Here is a 21,124-nt window from a genome sequence, read left to right on the forward strand (position 1 = left end):
AGTCGTGCTGTTATCGCCCCTCAAACCCATCCTTGTTGTAGAAGACAGTGCCGAAGACTTCATGGCCCTGAGCCGGGTGTTTCGGAAGCACGCCCTGCAAAACCCGGTGCTGCGTTGCGAAGATGGCGACCAGGCCTTGGAGTACCTGCAGGGCTACGGCAAAACCGTGGGCTGGCCCCAGACGTTGCCCGCCTTTGTGCTGCTCGACCTGAACATGCCCGGCACCGACGGCCGCGCCGTGCTCGAAATCATGAAGCGCGACCCCAAGCTGCAATCCATCCCCGTCATCGTGTTCAGCACCTCGACCAGCGCCGGCGACATTGCCGACTGCTACCAGATGGGCGCCAACAGCTACCTGACGAAGCCCATTGAGTACGCGGCCCTGGAGGAGAAAATCCGCCACGCCATTCAATACTGGCTGGAAACGGCGGAATTGCCGAAGGCTTTGTAGGAGGACGGTACATGAAGAAGATTCTACTCGTTGACGACAACGAGCAAGACCGCGCCCTGTACCGCCGCTACCTGGGCCGCCACCTGGGCTTTGAAAGCATCAGCTTTGAGGAAGCCACCACGGGCGAGGAAGCGCGGAATCAGTTTCTGGCCCACCGCCCCGACTGCGTGCTGCTCGACTATAACCTGCCCGATGCCGACGGGCTCGACATCCTAGCCGACCTGAAAACCCTGACGCCGCCCGATAGCCTGTGCGTGGTGATGGTGACCGGCGGCGGCAGCGAGGAGTTGGCCGTGCGCGCCCTCAACACCGGAGCCCTCGACTACTTGGTGAAGCGGCAGTTCGACCAGGAATTGCTGGTGAAAACGGTGCTCCACGCCATCGAGAAAAACGAGTGGCGGCAGTACGTGGCCCGCTACCACGAGGAACTGCGCGCCGTGAACCAGCAGCTGCGCGAGTCGCTGGACGCCCTGACGGAAACACGCCACGAAATCACCCTCAAAAACGCCCAGCTCACGGCGGCCAACACCGACCTGGCCCGCGCCAACCTCGACCTCGACAACTTCGTGTACGCGGCCTCGCACGACCTGAAGCAGCCCGTGGATAACCTGCGCGGGCTGTTTGAGGAACTGCGTAGCTCCGCCACGTTTCACGACCCGGAAGCCGGCGTGGTGCTGGGCTTAGTCGATTCCTCGCTGCAGGACCTGAGCAAAACCATTGAGGACCTGTCGGCCGTGGTGCAGGCCGAGCGCATGACCGGCGGCCAGCCCACCGAAAAAGTAGTGCTGGCCGACCTCACCAAGGAGGTGCTCACCCTACTGCAGCCCCAGGTAGCGGCGGCGCAGGGCACGGTGGAAACGGATTTTGCTGCCCTGCCCACCCTGCAGGTGGAGCGCGGCAGCCTGCGCACCATTCTGCTCAACCTGCTGAGCAATGCGCTGAAGTACCGCTCCCCCGACCGGCCGGCCCGGGTGCAGGTACGGGCCTGCCTCGACGCGGGCCAGCCGTTGCTGGAAGTGCGCGACAATGGCCTGGGCATCGACATGGAGCGGCACGGCACGGAGCTATTTCAACTGTTTCGGCGCTTCCACCCGCAGGCCTCGTCGGGCACGGGCGTGGGACTGTTTCTGGTGAACCGGCTGGTGCAGGCCCAGGGCGGCCACATCGAAGTAATGAGCAAGGAAGGCGAAGGCACGCTGTTTCGGCTGTATTTGGGGCCGGCGGTGGGCGAAACCGGCCGGTAAGTGCGGCCTTGAAGCCTCGCTGGCCGTTAATTTGCTGGCCAACGGAGACGCGGAACCCTAAAAGTCCGTTTAAGCCGTTAAAATCCGTTCAATCCGTGGTCCATGAAATTATTTAAGTCCTCCGACCTAATCCGCAAAAGCAAGTACATCAGCCGCGATTTGAGCTGGCTGCGCTTCAACTACCGCGTGCTCGACCAGGCGCAGGATGCCGGTCGGGGCTTGTTTGATAAGCTTAAGTTTCTGGCCATCACGAGTTCGAACCTCGACGAGTTTTTTATGATTCGCGTGGGCTCGCTCTACAACTATCTCGACTACGGCAAGGAGCGGATTGACTACTCCGGTCTGCGCGAGCTGCCCTTCCGGCGCAAGCTGCTCGATTTCGCGCACCGCTTCGTGAACGACCAGAGCCTGACCTATCTGAACGAGCTGAAGCCTAATTTTGAGAAAAACGGTTTCAATATCTTGAAGATGAGCGACCTGACGGAGCTCGAAATCAAGAAGGCCGACGGGTATTTCAAGAACACCGTGTTTCCGCTGCTAACGCCAATGGTGTACGACTCGTACCACGGCTTCCCGCTGATGATGAACCAGATGCTCATCTTCGGGGTGGTCACGCGCATCGGCAATGGCTTGGCCGTGGGACTAGATGGCGAGGCCGAGAAAGGGCAGGAGCGCCTCACCTTCGTGCAGATTCCGCAGAACCTGACTCGGTTTTTTGAGCTCACGCGCAAGGATAAGGTCATTTTTGTGCCCATCGAGGAAGTGGTGCGCGAGTTTCTGCCGCGCCTGTTCCGCAACGTGGAGATTGTGTCGGCCGACCTTTTCCGTATCACCCGCAACGGCGATTTCACGCTGGAAGAGTCCGACGACATTGACAACGACTTCATCAAGGAAATTCAGGTGGGCCTGAAAACCCGCAAGCGCGGCCGCGTGGTGCGCGTGGAAGTGGAACCCAACGCCTCGGCCAGCCTTATGCAGGTGCTGCGCGAGCGGTGGAATATCGACAATGGCAACGTATTCGTCATCAATTCGTTGATTGACCTAAAGGGCCTGTGGCAGATTGTGCGGCACCCCAATTTCCGGGGCAAAACCGCCAAAATGCCTTCTCCCGTGCAGCCGCTCAGCCTGCCCGAAGGCGCCGAGGAAAACCTCTTCGAGTACCTCAAGCACCACGATGTGTTGCTGCACCACCCTTACAACAGCATCGACCCCATGGTGCGCCTGCTGGAGCAAGCCGCCGTCGACCCGCACGTGCTAGGCATCAAGCAAACCATCTACCGCCTGGCCGATGATTCTCGCGTGTCGGCCGCGCTGCTGAAAGCGGCCGAGAATGGCAAGCACGTTTCGGTTCTATTTGAAGTGAAAGCGCGCTTTGACGAGGAGAAGAACATCCGCGAAGGCGCGCGGCTGGAAAAGGCCGGCTGCTTTGTGATTTACGGGGTGAGCAAGTACAAGACGCACACCAAGCTGCTCATGATTATCCGCAAGGAAGGGGAGAAGGTGACGCGCTATGTGCACATCGGCTCGGGCAACTACAACGAGCAAACCTCGCGCCTCTACACCGACGTTAGCTTGCTCACGACCAACGACGTGTATGGCCACGACGTGTCGGAATTCTTCAACGTCATCACCGGGCACTCGCAGCCCGACGATTATGAGTACCTCATCACGGCGCCGAAAGACATGCGGCAGCAGCTCATTCACCTCATCCGCGAGGAAGTGAAGCACGCCAAAAAGGGCTTGCCCAGTGGCATCGTGATGAAGATGAACTCGCTCGAAGACAAGGAAATTATCGACGAGTTCTACCGGGCGGCGAAGGCGGGGGTGCCCATTCGATTCATCGTGCGGGGCATTTGCTGCCTGCGCCCGGGCCGGCCGGGGCTGAGCGAAAACATCGAGGTGCGCAGCATCGTGGGTGATTACCTGGAGCACACCCGCCTGTTTTATTTCCACAACGGCGGCGATGCCAAGGTATATGCTGGCTCGGCCGATATCATGGTGCGCTCCTTTGACCGACGCATTGAAGCGCTGTTTCTGATAGTTAATCCGCAGCTTAAGCGCGAGGCCATCAATATTCTGATGATGAACATGATGGATAACCAAAATAGCTACCTGATGCGGGAAGACGGCGCCTACATCCGGCAGCGCCCGGCCCCCGGCGAACCGGTGGTGAACGTGCACCGCGACTTCTTCAAACGCGACGAAGCCCAACTGGCCACGGCCACTCCGGAAGGCATGCTGGCCCTGCTGGGTGTGCAGGCCCAGCGCCGCCTCGACCAGGCCGCTGCCCTCGAGGCAGAGACCGAAGCCGCCGCTGTTGCTGTGGCCGAAGCGCAGGAGGCTACAACGGAAACGGATGAGGCCTTCGGCGAAGGCGACGTGGAGGATACCTGCGAGGACGACTCCACCCCGGTCGGGCACGTGGACGAGAATGCAATAACGCCCGCTACGGCCCGGGTGTAGGGGGACTGGTAGGAACTATAAGGACAGTGTCATCCTGAGCGCAGCGAAGGACCTTATCACGCTAGAACGAACTGTTCACCGTGAATAAGGTCCTTCGCTGCGCTCAGGATGACACTGCCTTTTTATCTACCGCTACTCCATTTCGGCCGGCGAGTTCTGCACATCGGGGACGGGCAAGCGGGCGGGGTGGCCGCCTTCGGGATTTAGCTCGTCGAAGAAGTCTTCGAACAGGGCCTGCAACATGCCGTCTTTCAGGCCGATGTCGGGCACCACCATGTTGTTGACGTTGGCCCACTGCATGGCCGAAAGGTAGATGTGGCCGGCGGGCACGATGACGTCGGCCCGGTCGGGGTTGAGCATGGCCACGTTCACGCGTTCGTTCATGCTCAGGCCGGCGAGGCGGTCGAGGGTGGTGACGAGGCTGCGGCGGGTCACCGGTTTATCGGGAGCCGCGGAAGTGAGGCTGTAGAGCTTGTTGATGTTGCCGCCCGTGCCGATGGCGCGCGTGACGTGGTATTGGCGGGCGTTGTGGCGCACCCAGGCTTCCATGCGGGTCCAGAGTTCGTTCTGGGCATCGGTGCTGGCGGCACCGCTTTCTTCCTGTTGCATGCGCCGGATGGAGCCGATTTCGAACGACTGAGCGGCCACCTTGCGGCGGTCGTGGTAGATGTTGAACTCGGTGCTGCCGCCGCCTACGTCGATGTGGAGGTAGTGGCGCTTATCTTCCAGCACGTGCTCGATAACGCGGTTGATGTAAAACGCTTCGTCCTGGCCGTCAATCACCTTGATTTCCATGCCCAACTGCTCGCGCACGCGGGCCACGATGGACGCGCCGTTGGCGGCTGAGCGCATGGCCGAAGTGGCGCAGATGAGGTAGTGGGCCACGCTGTGCACCTCCATCAGCAGCTTGAGCGAGTGCAGGAACTTGACGAACTGCTCCTCCTTGGCGGGCGAAATCTCGCCGGTGGCAAACACGTCCTCGCCCAGCCGCATGGGGAAGCGCACGTATTCTACGCGCTTGAGGCGGTAGCGGCCCTCGTAATACAAAACCGCCGAAATCTGGCACCGTACGGCGTTGGACCCAATATCAATGGCGGCGAGCTTACGGAGGGGAAAATTCATGCAGGAAATGGCAGGATTGAATAAAAGCCCAAAGGTAAGCCGCGGCGGAGTTGCTGGCGCACGTCGCATACGCGCGCCAGCAACTCCGCCGCGGCTTACCGCTTACTTATCCAGACGGAAACCCAAGCCGAATTGAACCAGCGAGCTTTCGACCGACTTCTGGTAGGAGACTGCAAAAGCCAGCGTTTCGACCACCGGCGCGATGTAGAAGCCTGCACCGTAGCCCGAGTGCCAGCCACCGGGTGAGGCTCCCTGGTAGTACACGCGGCCCTGGTCGTAGAAACCGAACACGCCGTAGTAGAAGGGCAGGAAACCGTTTTTAACCTGGCCCAGCGCGAGGCGCAGCTCGGTGTTGTAGTACAGGCTGGCGGCACCGCTAAAGCGGTTGCGGTAGTAGCCGCGCAGGCCCTCGTTCTGGCCCAGGCTGGCGAATTTGTAGAACGGGATGTCGTTGTCGGGGCCGTAGTTTTTGGCGCCCCCGCCTTTAAGCACGAGGGTGACGGGAATTCCGATTTTGGCGGTGCCGTAGTATTCGGCAAAGCCTTGCGACAGACCAAAGTTGCTTTTGGTGCTGGTGAGCTGGCGGTAGCTGTCGTGCTGCAGGCGGATGCGCACACCGCGCTGGGCGAAGCTGGGCCGGTTGCGCAGGTCGAGGTCGAACACCCCATTGAGACCCACCAACTGCTGGGCGCTGGTGTTGGGGCGCACGTCGGCGGGGCGGGTATCGATGGTGCCGAGGTAGGTGTTGCCGGCGAAGTCGCTGGTGTAATTCTCGAACGAGGGGCCCACCCGGATGACGCTGCGCTGAAAGAAGGTGCGCTCTAGGAAGGCGTTCACGGTGTAGCCCTGGTAGCGGGCGTTGTAGAATTTGTTGTTGTACAGCGTCTGGTCGAAGCCGGTGTTGTTGCCCAGCCCGAAGAACCGGTAGAAGGGGAAGTAGCTGCCGTAGCTGACCGAAGCGCCCGCGTCAATCTTGCCGATGGCGTAGCGGTGCCGGGTGCTGGCCGTGAACTGCAGCAAACCGTTCAGGCTGCCCTGGATGTCGAACGAATACATATTCTTGTAGCCCGGCTTGCGGAAGCCCTGGCGCAGAAACGTGACGCCCGCGCTGGCCCCGAAGCCGTCGTTGGCGTTGTAGAACAGGCCGATGCTGGGGCGGTAGCTGTTGAATTCGAACTGCTCGCGGTCGTAGGCATTCACGCCCGGACGGGTGCTGGTGCGGTTGTCCGATTCTTTGCCGAGCTGCAGCTCAGTATCGGGCACGTCGTAGATTTTGGTGCGGGCACGCAGGCCGCTGGCCGTAGAGGTGTCCACAATCTTGTCCTTGCTGTCGCCGCCAATGACGCGCACCAGAATGCTGTGGCTGCCGCCGTCGCCAGTCACCGTAAATACGTCTTTGCCGGCGAGGCCGTAGAGGCACACTTCCTCGGTTTCGCTGGGCTTGAAAGTGCGGTCAAAAAGGGCGGCGCCTTTGGGGTTTTCGGTGTCGCCGGCGCGGTCAAACATCTGTACGCGCACCTGGCCATCGGGCAGGCGGTTCACTTGGAAAACCTCGCCTTTGTTCGAGCCCACCACATCGACACGGCGCGCGAGCAGCAGGTAATACTCATCAATGGCTTTGGGTAATTCCTGGATGCGCGCCTTCAACTTGCGGTTGATGTCATTGCCGGACTTATCTTGAATTTCAGCGGGTAGCTGCGCCGTAGCGCCGTCGATGACAGTGGGCGTGATTTTGGCTTGCAGGTACTTGGCAGCTGTCTGCCAGTCTTCACGGGTAAGGCTTTGCAGCAGGAAACGGTCGAGGTGACGGGCGGGCCAGTTCAGGCTTTTCATATCCTGAAACTCGGTGTTGAAACCCTCGATGCTGGGCACGGCCCACTCGCGGTTGGCGAGGTAGGTGAGCAAGCCATTCCACTGCGTGAAGCTCTGGTCCCGGTCGCGCGGGATAGGGCGGTAGAGGATGCCGCCGTTGGCCTGCTTGTAGCCGGCCCATTTCCAGTTGTCCTCGTGCTTGCCAAAGTCGGCCACCAGCATATCGAAGGCGCGGGCGCGGGCCAGGGCGGGGGCGTCCACCTGGTTGTCGTGGTCCTTGTAGAGCTTGCGGAACAGGCCGAAGCTCCGCGTCACCTCATCCGAGCCGCCGAAGCCGGGCAGGTTCTTTTTGGGGTCTTTGGGCGAGTCTTCGAGGGTACCGAGCAGGTTGGCGTAGTCGGCGCGGTAAGGGCCGAGCTGCTGGTTGTCGGGCAGGCGGAAAAGGCGCGGGCGGGCGTGCAGAATGTCCGTCTGGTCCAGCATGTAGCTGATGGGCAGGTTGCTATACGGGTTGGCCGTGGCCGTCACGTCACGCAGAATGTCCGAAGCAATGGAGTTGCGCAGCTCCGGCGGCAGAATCTTGGTGACGTCCTTGTCCACGGAGCGGAAAACGTACTCCGAGCTGTCGGCCGCCACCAGCTTGAGCGAAGTCGTCTGGCGTCCACCGCCTTTGCCCGTGGGGCGCAGGCCACCTTTCTCGGTACCTAAATCCAGGGTTTTTACCGTCACCGGCTGCAGCCAGGAAGAGCGGTAGATTTTGCCAATGAAGAAATTACGGCTGCCCGTGGGTTTGTATTCGGGGCCGGGCACCACGGTCGTCATGGCCTGGAATGGGGCGTCGGGCTTGGCCTCAGCTACGGTTTTGGTGGCACCGGGGCAATTGGTGATGAAGGGATTTGCGGGCGCTTTCTGGTCGCCGCCTTCAGCGCAGGCCGAGCGGAAGAGGGTGGCGGTGTAGGCGTCTTTGGCCGCCTGGCCATTGTTATCGAAGGCAAAAACGTGCGTTTTTACGGTGCCATCGGCGAAGTATTCGAGAGTAGTGTAGCCTTCTTCGCTTTTGCTGTAGAGCGACTGGCCTTTGGCGCCCACGTGCTCACTTTCGGCAAAGCTGCCGCTGACCACGTGATAGTTGCCCTGGAAGGGGGTGATTTGCAGGCTGAAATCGTGGGCGGCAGCGTAAATAACGCCGGGGTTGCTTTGCAGCGTGTTCAGCAGTTCCTTGCGCAGCTCCTGGTAGCCGGGGCTGGCCAGGTCGCGAGGCGAACCCACGTTCTGGCGGTAGGCGGCGTAGATGGTGCCGAACACCGGCGGGCTCAAGTGGCGCGACAGCGGCTCGTGGCCGGCGTACACACCGTTGCTCACCACCGGGTGGTGGCCCAGCAGCAGCACGTTCTTGTTCTTGGTGTCGTCAATCAGGTCCTGAATCTGCTCGCGGAACTCCTCCTTGGTGAGGGTCTTGCAATCCGTATCAGGCGCTTCGGGCCGGTCGTAGGGGTGCGTGAACCAAGGCGTGTTGATGGCCACGAGGCGCACCAGCGGGGCCACGTCCACCACTTCGGGGCCGGGGCAGCCGTTGGTGGGGATGAAGGCGTTCTGGCCGGGCAGCTGCTTCTCGATGTATTTTTCGAGGCGGCGCACGGCTTTCAGGCCGTCGCGGCCGGAGTTGGCCCAGTCCTTATCGCCGGGCAGGAAGTATATTTTGCCCTGCGGCAGGCCCTTCACCAGCGCAATAAGCTGGTCGGCGCGGTCGCGCGCGGCCTGGGCCAGGGCGGTATCGCCCTTCGATGCCAAGCCGGTGTTGCTTACGATGTCGCCGAGGTGCACCACCGTGAAAGGACCGGTTTGCTGCTCCAGCGTAGCACGCAGCAGCTTGAGGCGGGCGGCGGGCAGTTCGGCCTGGGCGGTATTGCCCAGCAGGAAAACGGTGTGAGCCGGGGGCGCGGTTTGAGCCGAAAGCGGGCCAGCGGCAAGGCCAAGCGCGGCCAGCGCGGAGAGAAATTGTAGGCGCATAAAGAATGGATATGCACCGGAATACGCAGAACGCGGGCTAAAGTATGCACCCAGCCCGCCCACCCGCTAGTTTTCTGCCGAAGAGGTGGACGCTGTCCGCCGCCACCGCTGGCTCCACAGCAGCAACAGGCACGGCAGCCCCACCCAAATGGCCTCGCTGGCCAGCACCCGCAGTCCTTTCGCCCCCAGAAAAGCCCGGATGCTCAGCGGCGAAACTTTGATGGGCCGGAAGGGAAAGAAATACCGCTCCGTGTGCCAGGGGCTGAAGAATGCCACCCCCAGCCCGCCGGTCGTAAGCGCATCAAGAAAGCCGTGCGAGGCGGTGGCCAGAAACAGCAGCAACGCCAGTCGCCCGGCGGCCGGCCGTTGCGCCGGCCGCGCCAACTGGCCCAGCAGCGTACCCAATGCGGCTACCACCGCGGCCGCCAGCAGCGAATGCGTGAGGCCGCGGTGGCCCCAGAGGCTGTCGTACGGCACACCCAGGCGGTAGCCAATGGAATCCACATCGGGCAGCGCAGCGCAGATGCCCGCCGCCACCCAGTAGGGCCAGTGCCGCCGGTGCGGCAGCAGCAGCTTGCCAAGGGTGGCGCCCAGGGCGGCGTGGGCGAAGGCGGAGGCCATGAAGCGAGCGAGAATAAAAGCAGTTGGTCCGCCCACCCGAAGGGAGGCGGACCAGCGCAAACTAAAATTTACCAGCGGCGGATGATGCCGTAGTGCTCCAGCAGCCACAAGGCAACGACGACGCCGGCAATGATGAGGGCTTTGGGCCAGAACTCGGCCCAGAAGCCGCCTTTAGAGGGGGGCATCCTCGGGGCGCCAGGTGAGAACCATGTGGTGCACGGGCAGCACCACGAATTCGGGGTGGTGGCGCAGGTCTTCGTGGTTGCCCAGGGCCCAGTCGAAGGCGGCTTGCTCGGTTTCGAAGGATTCGGGCACTCCCGCCACGGGCCTTAGCATCATGTGGTTGTGCTGGTGGGCGGCGTCGTGCTCGTTGCGCAGGCCGAAAAGCTGGTATTTGGTGACGATTCTGTACATGGCGCTAAGGTAGAAAAGAGAGATTATTTGATGGATGATTTTTCAAGAAAAAGCCAGAACGTCCTGCTGAGCGCAGTCGAAGCATCTCTACCGCAGCAGTAATTATTACTATTGCAGTAGAGATGTTTCGACTGCGCTCAGCAGGACGTTCTGGCAAACAGGCAACCCATCAACCCGCTAGCTCCTGAAGCACCTTGGGCACGCCGGTGCTGGCGGCCTCGGCCACGTAGCGCACGCCGCGGCGGCCGGCTTCGGGCTGGTGCGGGTCGATGACGAAGACGGGGCAGGTGGCAGGGGCGTAGTGCAACAGGCCCGCGGCCGGGTACACTTGCAGGGAAGTGCCCACCACAAGCAAGGCATCGGCGGTGCTCACGATTTCGGCGGCTTCTTCGATGGCGGGCACCATCTCGCCAAACCACACGATGTGGGGACGGAGCTGGGAGCCATCGGGGGCAAGGTCGCCGAGGTGGATGTCGCCCTCGCAGTGGTACACGGTGGCTTCGTCGGCCACGGAGCGCATCTCATTCAGCATGCCGTGCAGGTGCAGCACGGCGCTGGAGCCGGCGCGCTCGTGCAGGTCGTCCACGTTCTGGGTGATGATGCTGACGCGCCAGCCGGGGGCTTCCTCGAAGCCGGCCAGGGCTAGGTGGGCGGCGTTGGGCTGCACGGTGCGGGCCTGAGCGCGGCGCTGGTTATAAAAATCGAGCACCAGTGCGGGGTTGCGGGCAAAGCCTTCGGGCGAGGCCACGTCTTCGACGCGGTGGTCTTCCCACAGCCCGTTGGTGTCGCGGAACGTGCGGATGCCGGACTCGGCCGAGACGCCGGCGCCGGTGAGGACGACGAGGTGTTTCATGGGGTTGGGGTAGGACTTGGAGGAACGATACTAATAGAACGTCATGCAGAGCGCAGCGAAGCATCTTTACCCCAATAGTAATTCAATCGAATGAGTTTACTACTGCGGTAAAGATGCTTCGCTGCGCTCTGCATGACGTTCTTCTCTATTCTAATTTACTGCCCTTACAGCGTCACTTCCCCATTTTCCTCGCCGTGCCAGAACTTGAGGCGCCGGGCCTGCACGCGGATGAGCACAATGCCGGGCGTATCGATGCCGTCTTTGAACCAGCGTTTCAGCTCGGGCAGCCAGTGCTTTTCGAGGGTGGCGCGCTGGCGGATGAGGGTGGCCGTGCCCACCACGGACACATAGAGGTAGTCGGGGCCAGAAAAGCCGAGGCTGACGTGCGGGTTCTCGGTGATGTCGGAGACGGTGCGGGAGCCTTCGTAGGTGAAATAGTAGGAGTTGCCGTCGTATTCCACGTCGCCGTTGTTGCTCATGGGGCGGGTGCTGAGCTGGCCGCGGCTGGTGTGGGTGGTGAGCATCGTGATGTCGAGCTTGGCCATTTTGGCGGCAACGGCTTTGAGGGTGGTTTCGGCCATGAGGGTGGGGATGGAATACGTGAGCGCGGAGTACGGCAGGGCGGGCGCGGTGGTTATTGGTGAAGATGCTTTTAGAACGTCATGCAGAGCGTAGCGAAGCATCGCGCTTGTGGTAGTAACTCAATCGTAAAAAAAAGATTAGTGGCAGCACGCGAGATGCTTCGCTGCGCTCTGCATGACGTTCAACCAATAACCCGACTTGCCTCAATCAAAAATGACGGTCTTGTTGCGGTTCACAAATACCTGCTCGTCAAACACCATCTTGAGGGAGTGGGCCAGCACAATTTTTTCTACGTCGCGGCCGGCCTGGGCCATTTCGCGGGCGCTCTGGGTGTGGTCGATGGGGATAACGCTTTGGTGAATGATGGGGCCCTGGTCGAGCTGCTCGTTGACGAAATGGGCGGTGGCCCCGATGATTTTTACGCCCCGCTCGTAGGCCTGGGCGTAGGGGCTGGCCCCCACGAAGGCCGGCAGAAAGGAGTGGTGAATGTTGATGAGCCGGTTGGGGTAGTGCGCCACAAACTCCGATGAGAGGATGCGCATGTACTTGGCCAGCACCACAAATTCGGGGCGGTAGGGGGCCAGGGTGGCCAGCACGGCGGCCTCGTGGGCCTCGCGGCTGATGCCTTGGTGCGAGATGAAGTGAAACGGAATGTCGAAGCGCCGGGTGAGGTCGCCGAGCACCTCGTAGTTGCTGATGACGGCCAGCACGCGGGCATTGAGCTCCCCAAAGGCATGACGCACCAGCAGCTCGCTGAGGCAGTGGTGCTCCTTGGTGGCCATGAGCACAATGTTCTTGGGGTGGTTGTCGGAGAAGCGGATGCTGGAGCCGGGCGGCAGTAATTCCGTCAACTCAGCGTGCAGCCGGGTGGGCTCGAAGTCGCCGGCAAACTCGGTGCGCATGAAAAACTGGCTGTTCTCGCGCTCCACAAATTCGCCGTTGCGCAGGATGTTGAGGCCGTGCCGAAAGAGCACGCCCGTGATTTTGTAAACCAGCCCCGGCTCGTCGGGGCAGTGAATGAGGAGGAATTGCGCCATAAAAAAAGGGAAAGCGGAAGGCGTAAATGTAGCCGCTGGCGGGGGAGGGCGACCGGGGAGGCGGCAAAAAAAAGCCCGCTGCGGGGGCAACGGGCTGATTGGTCGTGAAGCCAAGTAAAACTCAGTGGTTAATCGGGCACTCAATAAGCAGAAACCGCGTGCCAGCCGCCGCCGCTATGCTCACATTATCCGTTTCCCAGATGCCGAGGCTGTCGCGGGTGCCCACCTCCTGGCCCGCCACCGTGACGGAGCCGCTGATGACGAACAGAAACAGCAGCTTGTTCAGCGGCCGGAAGGTGTAGGGCACCGTTTGGGCTTCGGTATAGTAGCCGAGGGAGAGCTTGGCGTTCTGGTTTATCCAGCAGTGGGCCTGGCCTTCCTCGTTGCTCACGATGGTCGTGAGCTGGTTCACGCGCTGGGCTTCCGGGAACTGGCGGCGCTGGTAGCGCGGGCCCACGTTCTGGAGCTTCGGCTCAATCCAGATTTGCAGGAAATTCACGTCGGTATCGCCCACGTTGTGCTCTTCGTGGCGCAGGCCGCTGCCGGCGCTCATGATTTGCACCCAGTCCTGGTGCACCACTTCGGTGTAGCCCAGGGTGTCTTTGTGGTTCATGCTGCCGGCCAGCATCACCGAGATGATTTCCATGTTGGCGTGGCCGTGGATGCCGAAGCCCCCGCCGGGCTGCACCACGTCGTCGTTGAAAACGCGGAGCAGGCCGAAGCCGCTGCGCTCGGGGTTGGGGTAGGGGCCGAAGCTGAGCGAGAGGTGGCTTTTCAGCCAGCCGATGTCCTTGAGGCCGCGCTCGGCGGCGCGGGTGAGGCGGGTTTTCATTGAGCGGCGGGCAGCTCGTTCTGAAACACAAACTCCGACAGGGGCTTGCGCGAGCGGGCGGCTTTCTCGCGGCTCAGGAAAGGCTCTTCGAGCTGCTCGGCTTCGCCGATATAGCCGAGAGCAATGACCACGGCCGGGGTCAGGCCGTCGGGCAGGTGGAAGTCGCGGCGGGTTTTGTCGCGGTCGAAGCCGCCCATGAGGTGGCCGTAGAGGCCCTGCGCCGTGGCTTCGAGCATGAGCGTGGCGTTGGCGGCGCCCAGGTCGTGCATGGCCGCGCCGTTGGGCTGGCCCTCGGCGTTGGCCGTCTGGGCCAGGGCGATGATGAGCACGGGCGCGTTTTTGGCCCAGGGCTGGTTGCCGGGCACCAGGCAATCGAGGATTTTCTGGAAAGCAGCAGTATCGGCTTTGTGGGCGTAGATGTACTGCCAAGGCTGCAGGTTCATGGCGCTGAAGGCCCAGGAGGCCGCTTCAAACACATGGTTCAGCTTGCCTTGCTCCACGGGCTGGGCCGAAAAGGAGCGCGGGCTCCAGCGGTTGCGGATGAGTTCGTGAACGGGGTAGGTGGTGGTGGCGGGTTTCATAAGGTTAGGTTGTTGGGGCGGTCGATAAAGGCCGTCATGCCGAGCGGAGCCGAGGCATCTCGCCCGCATCTTTGCAAAGATTGGATTACTTCGGCACGTGAGATGCCTCGGCTCCGCTCGGTATGACGGCCCTTATATATTGAGGCGAACAAGCTGTAGATAATGCCACTTGTTTGCCAGGCTGATTAAAATTCCATCGGCACTTCCATCAGCAGCAGCTCGGCGTTGCTGTCGGCGCTGATTTCGAGCTTCTCGGTTTCCCAGATGCCGAAGCCGTCGCGGCGGTGCAGGGCCTGGCCGTTGATGGTCACGTCGCCCTCCAGCACGAAGGCGTAGACGCCATTGCCGGTTTTTTTTACGGCGTAGTCGGTCGTGAAGCCTTTATCGAGGTTGCCGAGGTGGAACCAAGCATCCTGCTGGATGTGCGGGTTGGTGCCATCGCCTTCCGGCGACACCACTTGCAGCAATTGGTTGTGGCGCGCCTCCGGGGCGAAGGTTTCCTGTCCGTAGGCGGGCTTGATGCCGCGCTGCTTGGGGAACACCCAGATTTGCAGGAATTTCACTTCCTGGCTGGCGTTATGGTTTTTCTCAGAGTGGGCCACGCCGGTGCCGGCGCTCATCACCTGCACGTCGTGCTCACGAATGACGGTTTTGTTGCCCATCGAATCCTGGTGCTCCAAATCGCCGGACAGCGGGATGGAAATGATTTCCATGTTGTCGTGCGGGTGCTTGCCGAAGCCCATGCCGCCGGCCACGGTGTCGTCGTTCAGCACGCGCAATGCCCCGAAGTGCACGCGCTCGGGGTTGTTGTAGCCGGCGAAGCTGAAGGTGTGAAAGGAATTGAGCCAGCCATGGTTGGCGTGGCCGCGGGTGTTGGCGAGGTGCAGAACGGTGCGGGCCATGTGAAGGGCGTTAGTTAAAAAGGGTGATATGACAAATGTACATACATTTAATGTTTATACATCATTCATGAAAAAAATGTTCCAACATAATCTTCGGCCCGCTGTAGTTGGGGCCGATACCTTTGCCCACGGCCATCCACGAGCCTCATCCCATGATTCGAACTGTCATTTTTGATATGGACGGCGTCATCATCGACACCGAGCCGATTCACCACCACGCCTTTTTCACGCAATTCGCAGAGCTCGGCATTCCCGTCAGCGAAGCCGAGTACGCCACGTTCCTGGGCAAATCGACCCGCAACGTTTTCCAGGGCCTCAAAGAGAAATACCACCTCTCGCAGGAGGTCGAAGCCATGGTGCTGCGCAAGCGCGAGCTGTTCAATAAGTCCTTCGACGAAGACGCCGGCCTCGACCTGCTCCCCGGCGTGCGCGCCCTCATCGAGGACCTGCAGCGGCACCAGGTGCAAATGGTGGTGGCCTCCTCGGCTTCCAAAGCCACCATCGCGCGGGTGTTCGACCGCTTCGGGCTGGGTCCGTACTTCACGCATCGCATCAGCGGCGAAGACTTTGAGCGCTCCAAGCCCGACCCCGCTATTTTCCTCCATGCCGCCGCGCAGGCCCAAACGCCCGTCGCCGAATGCATCGTAATCGAAGACTCGGCCAATGGCGTGGCGGCGGCAAAGGCGGCCGGTATCTACTGCATCGGCTACGCGAGCGAGCACTCCGCCGGCCAGGACTTGAAACCAGCCGACCGCGTTATCCAGCATTTCAGCGAGCTCAGCGCGGCGGCCATTCAGGCCATCCATCCTGCCGGGGGCCAATAAAACGAGTACCCCGAAGCCCGGGCTCGGGGTACTCGTGCAAGCCCGGGCCGCTATTCAAACTGCTTCAGCTCCTGGCGGCCAAACGTCCATTCCGGCGTGTCAAACTGTGCCGCGGCTGGCCCGGGTACGGCAAACCAAGCCCCCAAAGCCGGGGCATCCACGTTGCGCAGCACGTGGATGTTCTGGGCCGGCATGTAGCTCTGGGCCAGCAGCACGTATCGCTGGTGCGTTGCCGGATTCTCAGCTACATCCACCACCAGCACCGCGTGGCCCGGCGCACCGCCGTGAATGAGCACATCGCCGGGCTCTACGGCCGCCAGCGGTTTGGCCCGGAGCTCCCGGCTGAGCGAAAGCGTGCCGGCATACCCGAAGGTGGGAATAAGGTAGCGGCCCAGCGCCGCGTGCGTGGCCGCTTCGGCCGGCCGGCTCGCGGGCCGCACTTCCTCGTTGACCACGCGGAAAGTCCTGCCGGCCACGAAATCCGAAAACCAGAAATCGTAGCCCGTGCCGAGGTGGAAGTGCACCTTGTTCGGGTCGTGGCTGAACAGGTATTCGGCCCGCAGGCGAATCACGGCGTCGGCGCACTGCTGCAAATCCTGGGTGCCCACGTCGATGTCGGCCACGGCGGCCACCACGTCCTGCCGGTTTTTCAGGGTGCCGTTGTAGAGCCGGGCTTTCGTGCCCATCGGCTTGAGCGGCAGGTAGCGCAGCCACTCGCCCCACGAGCCCGGCGCCACCGCCACCCGCCGGCACCCGCCCGGCACTGCAAACCGCGCCGCCAGCGCCTGCGCCGCATCGGGCCGCGCCAGCCACGGGTAGGAGAGGCCTTCAGGCTGGGGCACTGCGGCCGGGGCCAGTGCTGCCGGGCCGCCCGCGGGTAGCAGCCACGCCAGCAAGGGAAAAAGTAGCGTCATCAGGACCGAATCGAGGTGTTGCCCTGCTAACGGCGGCCCCGGTTATTTTAGCATACCGCTAATTGCATACACCGATTTTTAATCAGCCGGCCCCGCCCGGCCGCAAGCGCCCGAGCGCCAGCAAGCACAGCGCGATGGAGCCCGATACTTCGACCGTTCCATTCAACACCAGCGCTTCCACTTCGGCCAGCGGCACTTTCACTACCTCAATATTCTCGGTCGGGTCGAGATGCTGCGCGGCCGCCCAACGCACCTGCCGGGCCAGGAAAAAGTGGAGGCGGTTGGTGTCCTTCGTGGGGTTGTCGAACACCGTGGCTAGGGGCGTGATGTCATCGGCCCGGTAGCCGGTTTCCTCCAGTAGCTCGCGGCGGGCGGCCGCAGTCGCGTCGGTTTCGTGGGCGTCCATCACGCCGCCGGGCAGCTCCAGCAGGATGCGGCCGGCGCCGTGCTTGTACTGCCGCACAAACAGCACTTCCCCGGCCTCCGTGACGGCGAAAGTGAGCACTACCTCGGGCCGCACGCTCACAAAATAGTCGTCGAGTACCTGTCCGTTGGGCAGCTCTACCTCGTCGCGCCGCAGCTTGTACCACGGGTTATCAAAAACCAGGGTGGAACGCAGGGTTTTCCAGGGAATAATGGTTGGCGACATAGGTAAGCAGAAAAATAGCGTGCAACAACAAGCCAGCCGCCGAACGGAAAAGCGTGCGCTTCTCTGCCCAACGGCTGGCCCAAGATTTATCGGTCAATTACGCTTTGGCCGTTTTGGCTTTGGCTGTGGCGGGTTTGGCGGTGGCGGGCTTCTTGGCGGCCGGCTTTTTTGCCGCCGTTTTCTTAGCGGCCGGCTTCTTCGCCGTGGCAGCTTTAGCAGCCTTTTTGGTTGGCGCGTCGGTGTCTTTTTCCTCCTTGGCCGGGGCCGTCTTCTTGCCGAAGCGGCCGCCTTTGACGGGCTTGTCGGGCGTCGCGTCGGCCAGTTCTTGGCAGCGCTCCAAGGTGAGTTCCGTAGGCTCTTCGCCCTTGGGAATCTTCACGTTCTTCTTGCCCGCCACAATGTAAGGGCCGAAGCGCCCGTTCAGCACCTGGATATCCGGGTTTTCGGGGAAGCTCTTAATCAAGCGCTCCGCATCAGTTTTGCGCTTGTTCTCAATTAACGCCACGCCTTCCTCCGCCGTGATGGTGTGCGGGTCCTGCTCCTTGGTAAGGGAATAGAACTTGCCGTCGTGGCGGATGTAAGGGCCGAAGCGGCCCAAGTTGGCCGTCATGTCCTTCTCTTCAAACTGGCCCACGATGCGCGGCAGCTTAAACAAATCCAGCGCCTCTTCCAGCGTGATGCTTTCAATAAACTGGCCCTTGCGCAGGTTGGCATAGGCCGGCTTCACGTTCGGGTCGGTGGTGTCGCCCAGTGCCACGTAGGGGCCGTAGCGACCCAGACGGGCGGTAATTTTCTCGCCCGTTTCGGGGTGCACGCCAATCTCGCGGGTGCTGCCCAACGTGTTGCGCTCAATGTCCTGCCCGGCCTCAATCGTCGCGTGGAACTTGCCATAGAAGCCGTCCAGCATCTGCGTCCAGTTTTCGTGGCCGTTGGCAATCTGGTCGAACTCATCCTCTACCTTGGCCGTGAACTGGTAGTCCACAATTACCGGGAAGTGCGCCACCAGAAAGTCGTTCACCACCATGGCCGTGTCCGTGGGGAACAGCTTGGCTTTCTCGGCGCCGTAGTTCTCGGTCTTCACCTCGGTTTTCACCTCGCCGCCGTCCAGCGCTAGCACGTGGAACTTGCGCTCCTTGCCCTCACGGGTGTCCTTTTCCACGTAGCCGCGCTTCTGCACCGTGCTGATGGTGGGAGCGTAGGTGGAAGGCCGGCCGATGCCCATTTCCTCTAGCTTTTTCACCAGCGATGCTTCTGTATAGCGCGGCGGCGGCGACGAAAAGCGCTCCGTGGCACTCAGGCGCTGCAAAGGCAGCACCTGCCCCACGCTCAGCGGCGGCAGACCGCGTGAGAAGCTCGATTCGCCGTCTTTGGCGTCGTCCTCGTCCTCATCGTCCTTGCTCTCAGCATACACTTTCAAAAAGCCCTCGAACGTAATCACCTCGCCCGTAGCCGTAAACGTAGTGCCCGGCTGGGTGCTGATACCAATCACCGCCGTAGTCCGCTCAATCACGGCCTCCGCCATTTGCGAAGCCATGGCCCGCTTGCGGATAAGGTCGTAAAGCCGCTGCTCCGACGCATCCGAGCCGGCCTTCACCGCGCCAAAATCCGTCGGGCGAATGGCTTCGTGGGCCTCCTGGGCCGAGGCCGATTTGGTTTTAAACGTGCGCTGCTGGTGGTACTCCGCGCCGTAAGCAGCCGTGATGGCGGCTTGCGCGCCGGCCTGGGCTTCCTGCGAGAGGTTCACCGAGTCCGTCCGCATGTAGCTGATTTTACCAGCTTCGTACAGCTTCTGAGCCACGCTCATGGTTTGAGCCACCGAGAAGCCCAGCTTGCGCGAGGCTTCCTGCTGCAGGGTCGACGTCGTGAAGGGCGCGGCGGGGCTGCGCTTGCCCGGCTTCTTGTCGAGGCTTTCAATTTGATACGTGGCCCCTACGCAACGACCCAGGAAAGCCTCGGCCTCGGCGCGCGTCTTGTACCGAGTCGGTAGCTCGGCTTCCAGCACCGCGCCACGGCCGGCATCGAAGCGGGCCACCACGCGGTAAGCACTGGCGCTCAGGTGGCTGGCCACTTCGCGCTCGCGCTCCACCACCAGCCGCACGGCCACGGATTGCACACGGCCGGCGCTCAGGCCCGGCTTCACCTTTTTCCACAGCACAGGGCTGAGTTCGAAGCCTACGAGGCGGTCGAGCACGCGGCGGGCCTGCTGGGCGTTCACCAAATCCTGATTCACCTCGCGCGGGTTGGCAATGGCGCCCAGGATGGCGTTTTTGGTGATTTCGCGGAAAACAATGCGCTTGGTTTTGGCGGCCGGCAGGTTCAGCGTTTCGGCCAGGTGCCACGAAATGGCTTCGCCCTCGCGGTCATCGTCACTCGCCAACCACACCATTTCGGCCTCCTTGGAAAGTTTTTTCAGCTGCGCAATCAGCTCTCGCTTGTCGGCCGAAACTACATAAGTGGGCTTAAAACCGTTGGCGATATCAATGGCGTTGTTGTCTTTGGGCAGGTCGCGCACGTGGCCATAGCTGGAGCGCACCACGAAATCCTGGCCGAGGTAGCCTTCTATGGTTTTGGCCTTGGCCGGCGACTCGACGATTACTAAATTCTTGACCATGTGGGCGGGTAAGGGGGGACGACGGGCCGGTGGGGGGTGGTTGGGAGTGAAACGGCCAGCCGCGGCAAAATGTTAAATTGGCCGCAAAGATGCCGCAATATTCCTAGCGAATCCACACCTAGCAATAATCTAGCCGCGCTCGGCCCCGTTTAACACCGCTGTGGAGCGCGTGAGTTCACTGGCGATTTCGCCGAAATCCCTCGTTGCGAATTGGCGCCGAGCGCACGTACCTTCGCCTTCCCGTTTGTCCTTCCTCCCTTCGATTGATACCTATACTATATGGCTTCCCCCAAGTCTCCGCAATCTAAGCCCCGTCGCACCCCCGAAGTGGAGGCCCCGGACGTTGTTGACGCCGGCGGAACGCCGGATGCCGGCGCGGTTTCGGCGCTCGACGTGGTACGCACCAACAACGACCTGACCCGTAAAAAAGGCGGCTCGCGTGGCTCCATCGATACCCAAGACCCGGGCTACGTCAACGACCAGCTGAACCGCGTACTCTACGCCCTCGATGCCTTCAAAAAAGGCGACGTCTCGGTGCGCCTCACCAAGCAAAACGACGACATTTTCGCCGAAATCGCCGAGGCCTACAACTCGATGGTGGACATGATTGCAGGTGTGGGCGGCGAGGTGTCGCGCATCTCGAAAGTGGCCGGCGTAGAGGGCAACCTCAAGGCCCGTGCTTCTTCGGAAGGAGCCGCCGGCTTCTGGCGCGACATGGTGAACAACATCAACGGCCTCGTCGACAGCATTGCTGTGCCGGTATTGGAAGTAGGCAAAGTATTGAAGAACATCAGCCGCGGCAATCTGGACGAAAGCTTCCAGATTCCGGTATCGGGTGACTTCAAATTGATGGCCGAAACCATCAACAAAACCATTGACAACCTGAACATCTTCGCCGGCGAAGTAACCCGCGTGGCGCAGGAAGTAGGCACCGAAGGCAAGCTTGGCGGCCAGGCTTCGGTACCGAACGTGGGCGGCATCTGGAAAGACCTCACCGACAACGTAAACAACATGGCCTCGAACCTCACCGTGCAGGTGCGGGACATTGCCAACGTAGCCACCGCGGTAGCAAAGGGCGACCTTTCGCAGAAAATCACGGTAGATGTAAAAGGGGAGTTCCTGCAGCTGAAGCAGAACCTGAACCAGATGGTGGACTCGCTGAACCTGTTTGCCGGCGAGGTAACCCGCGTGGCGCAGGAAGT

The 21,124-nt window shown here is 61.5% G+C and carries 18 protein-coding genes; 5 read left to right on the top strand and 13 right to left on the bottom strand.

Annotated features, from left to right (window positions below; all coding sequences use genetic code 11):
* Positions 1-4: 4 nt before the first annotated feature.
* The 3 genes from Q4S41_RS17945 to ppk1 all read left to right on the top strand — a co-directional run bounded on the left by Q4S41_RS17945 (position 5) and on the right by ppk1 (position 4,158).
* Positions 5-451: a response regulator gene (locus Q4S41_RS17945; protein WP_305032514.1), complete on the top strand. Its 447-nt coding sequence runs from the start codon at positions 5-7 to the stop codon at positions 449-451.
* A gap of 11 nt (positions 452-462) precedes the next feature.
* A complete protein-coding gene (locus Q4S41_RS17950) occupies positions 463-1,695 on the top strand; it encodes a sensor histidine kinase (protein WP_305032515.1) in 1,233 nt (410 codons plus the stop codon).
* 102 nt (positions 1,696-1,797) lie between these two features.
* Positions 1,798-4,158: a polyphosphate kinase 1 gene (gene ppk1 / locus Q4S41_RS17955; protein WP_305032516.1), complete on the top strand. Its 2,361-nt coding sequence runs from the start codon at positions 1,798-1,800 to the stop codon at positions 4,156-4,158.
* A gap of 132 nt (positions 4,159-4,290) precedes the next feature.
* On the opposite strand, the gene Q4S41_RS17960 is transcribed toward ppk1, so the two are convergent.
* The 10 genes from Q4S41_RS17960 to Q4S41_RS18005 form a co-directional block, all read right to left on the bottom strand.
* Complete coding sequence (locus tag Q4S41_RS17960) at positions 4,291-5,280, bottom strand: Ppx/GppA phosphatase family protein (protein ID WP_305032517.1); 990 nt, start codon at positions 5,278-5,280, stop codon at positions 4,291-4,293.
* A 102-nt stretch (positions 5,281-5,382) separates the two neighbouring features.
* Entirely contained in the window at positions 5,383-9,102 is a 3,720-nt protein-coding gene (locus tag Q4S41_RS17965; RefSeq protein ID WP_305032518.1) for a hypothetical protein, read from the bottom strand.
* 66 nt (positions 9,103-9,168) lie between these two features.
* The gene (locus tag Q4S41_RS17970; RefSeq protein ID WP_305032519.1) at positions 9,169-9,723 is read right to left on the bottom strand and encodes a metal-dependent hydrolase; all 555 of its coding nucleotides are present in this window, start codon (positions 9,721-9,723) and stop codon (positions 9,169-9,171) included.
* 171 nt (positions 9,724-9,894) lie between these two features.
* Positions 9,895-10,137 carry a hypothetical protein gene (locus Q4S41_RS17975; protein WP_305032520.1) on the bottom strand — a complete coding sequence of 81 codons (243 nt, stop codon included), beginning with the start codon at positions 10,135-10,137 and terminating at the stop codon, positions 9,895-9,897.
* A gap of 169 nt (positions 10,138-10,306) precedes the next feature.
* Positions 10,307-10,990 carry an SIR2 family NAD-dependent protein deacylase gene (locus Q4S41_RS17980; protein ID WP_305032521.1) on the bottom strand — a complete coding sequence of 228 codons (684 nt, stop codon included), beginning with the start codon at positions 10,988-10,990 and terminating at the stop codon, positions 10,307-10,309.
* 164 nt (positions 10,991-11,154) lie between these two features.
* Positions 11,155-11,673 (bottom strand): pyridoxamine 5'-phosphate oxidase family protein, encoded by a 519-nt coding sequence (locus Q4S41_RS17985; protein WP_305032522.1) that lies wholly within the window; start codon positions 11,671-11,673, stop codon positions 11,155-11,157.
* Positions 11,674-11,775: 102 nt separating this feature from the next.
* Positions 11,776-12,609 (bottom strand): formyltetrahydrofolate deformylase, encoded by an 834-nt coding sequence (gene purU / locus Q4S41_RS17990; RefSeq protein WP_305032523.1) that lies wholly within the window; start codon positions 12,607-12,609, stop codon positions 11,776-11,778.
* Positions 12,610-12,730: 121 nt separating this feature from the next.
* Complete coding sequence (locus Q4S41_RS17995; RefSeq protein ID WP_305032524.1) at positions 12,731-13,441, bottom strand: pirin family protein; 711 nt, start codon at positions 13,439-13,441, stop codon at positions 12,731-12,733.
* Positions 13,438-14,022, bottom strand: a complete 585-nt coding sequence (locus Q4S41_RS18000; RefSeq protein ID WP_305032525.1) for a nitroreductase family protein — start codon at positions 14,020-14,022, stop codon at positions 13,438-13,440. Before Q4S41_RS18000 ends, Q4S41_RS17995 begins: the two co-directional genes overlap by 4 nt.
* Positions 14,023-14,207: 185 nt before the next feature.
* The gene (locus Q4S41_RS18005) at positions 14,208-14,924 is read right to left on the bottom strand and encodes a pirin family protein (RefSeq protein ID WP_305032526.1); all 717 of its coding nucleotides are present in this window, start codon (positions 14,922-14,924) and stop codon (positions 14,208-14,210) included.
* 152 nt (positions 14,925-15,076) lie between these two features.
* Between Q4S41_RS18005 and Q4S41_RS18010 the strand changes: the two genes are divergently transcribed.
* The gene (locus Q4S41_RS18010) at positions 15,077-15,748 is read left to right on the top strand and encodes an HAD family hydrolase (RefSeq protein ID WP_305032527.1); all 672 of its coding nucleotides are present in this window, start codon (positions 15,077-15,079) and stop codon (positions 15,746-15,748) included.
* A 50-nt stretch (positions 15,749-15,798) separates the two neighbouring features.
* Here the strand turns inward: Q4S41_RS18010 and Q4S41_RS18015 are convergent, their stop codons facing one another.
* The 3 genes from Q4S41_RS18015 to topA form a co-directional block, all read right to left on the bottom strand.
* Positions 15,799-16,662 carry a DUF4846 domain-containing protein gene (locus tag Q4S41_RS18015; RefSeq protein WP_305032528.1) on the bottom strand — a complete coding sequence of 288 codons (864 nt, stop codon included), beginning with the start codon at positions 16,660-16,662 and terminating at the stop codon, positions 15,799-15,801.
* A gap of 82 nt (positions 16,663-16,744) precedes the next feature.
* Entirely contained in the window at positions 16,745-17,311 is a 567-nt protein-coding gene (locus tag Q4S41_RS18020; protein WP_305032529.1) for an NUDIX hydrolase, read from the bottom strand.
* A gap of 97 nt (positions 17,312-17,408) precedes the next feature.
* Positions 17,409-19,922, bottom strand: a complete 2,514-nt coding sequence (gene topA / locus Q4S41_RS18025) for a type I DNA topoisomerase (RefSeq protein WP_305032530.1) — start codon at positions 19,920-19,922, stop codon at positions 17,409-17,411.
* Between the two features lie 279 nt (positions 19,923-20,201).
* Between topA and Q4S41_RS18030 the strand changes: the two genes are divergently transcribed.
* Positions 20,202-21,124, top strand: a 923-nt coding sequence (locus tag Q4S41_RS18030; RefSeq protein ID WP_305032531.1) for a HAMP domain-containing protein, incomplete at its 3' end; no start/stop codon positions are given.

Origin of the sequence: Hymenobacter convexus (genome assembly GCF_030580955.1) — a bacterium.
In the GTDB taxonomy this organism is placed as follows: Bacteria; Bacteroidota; Bacteroidia; order Cytophagales; family Hymenobacteraceae; genus Hymenobacter.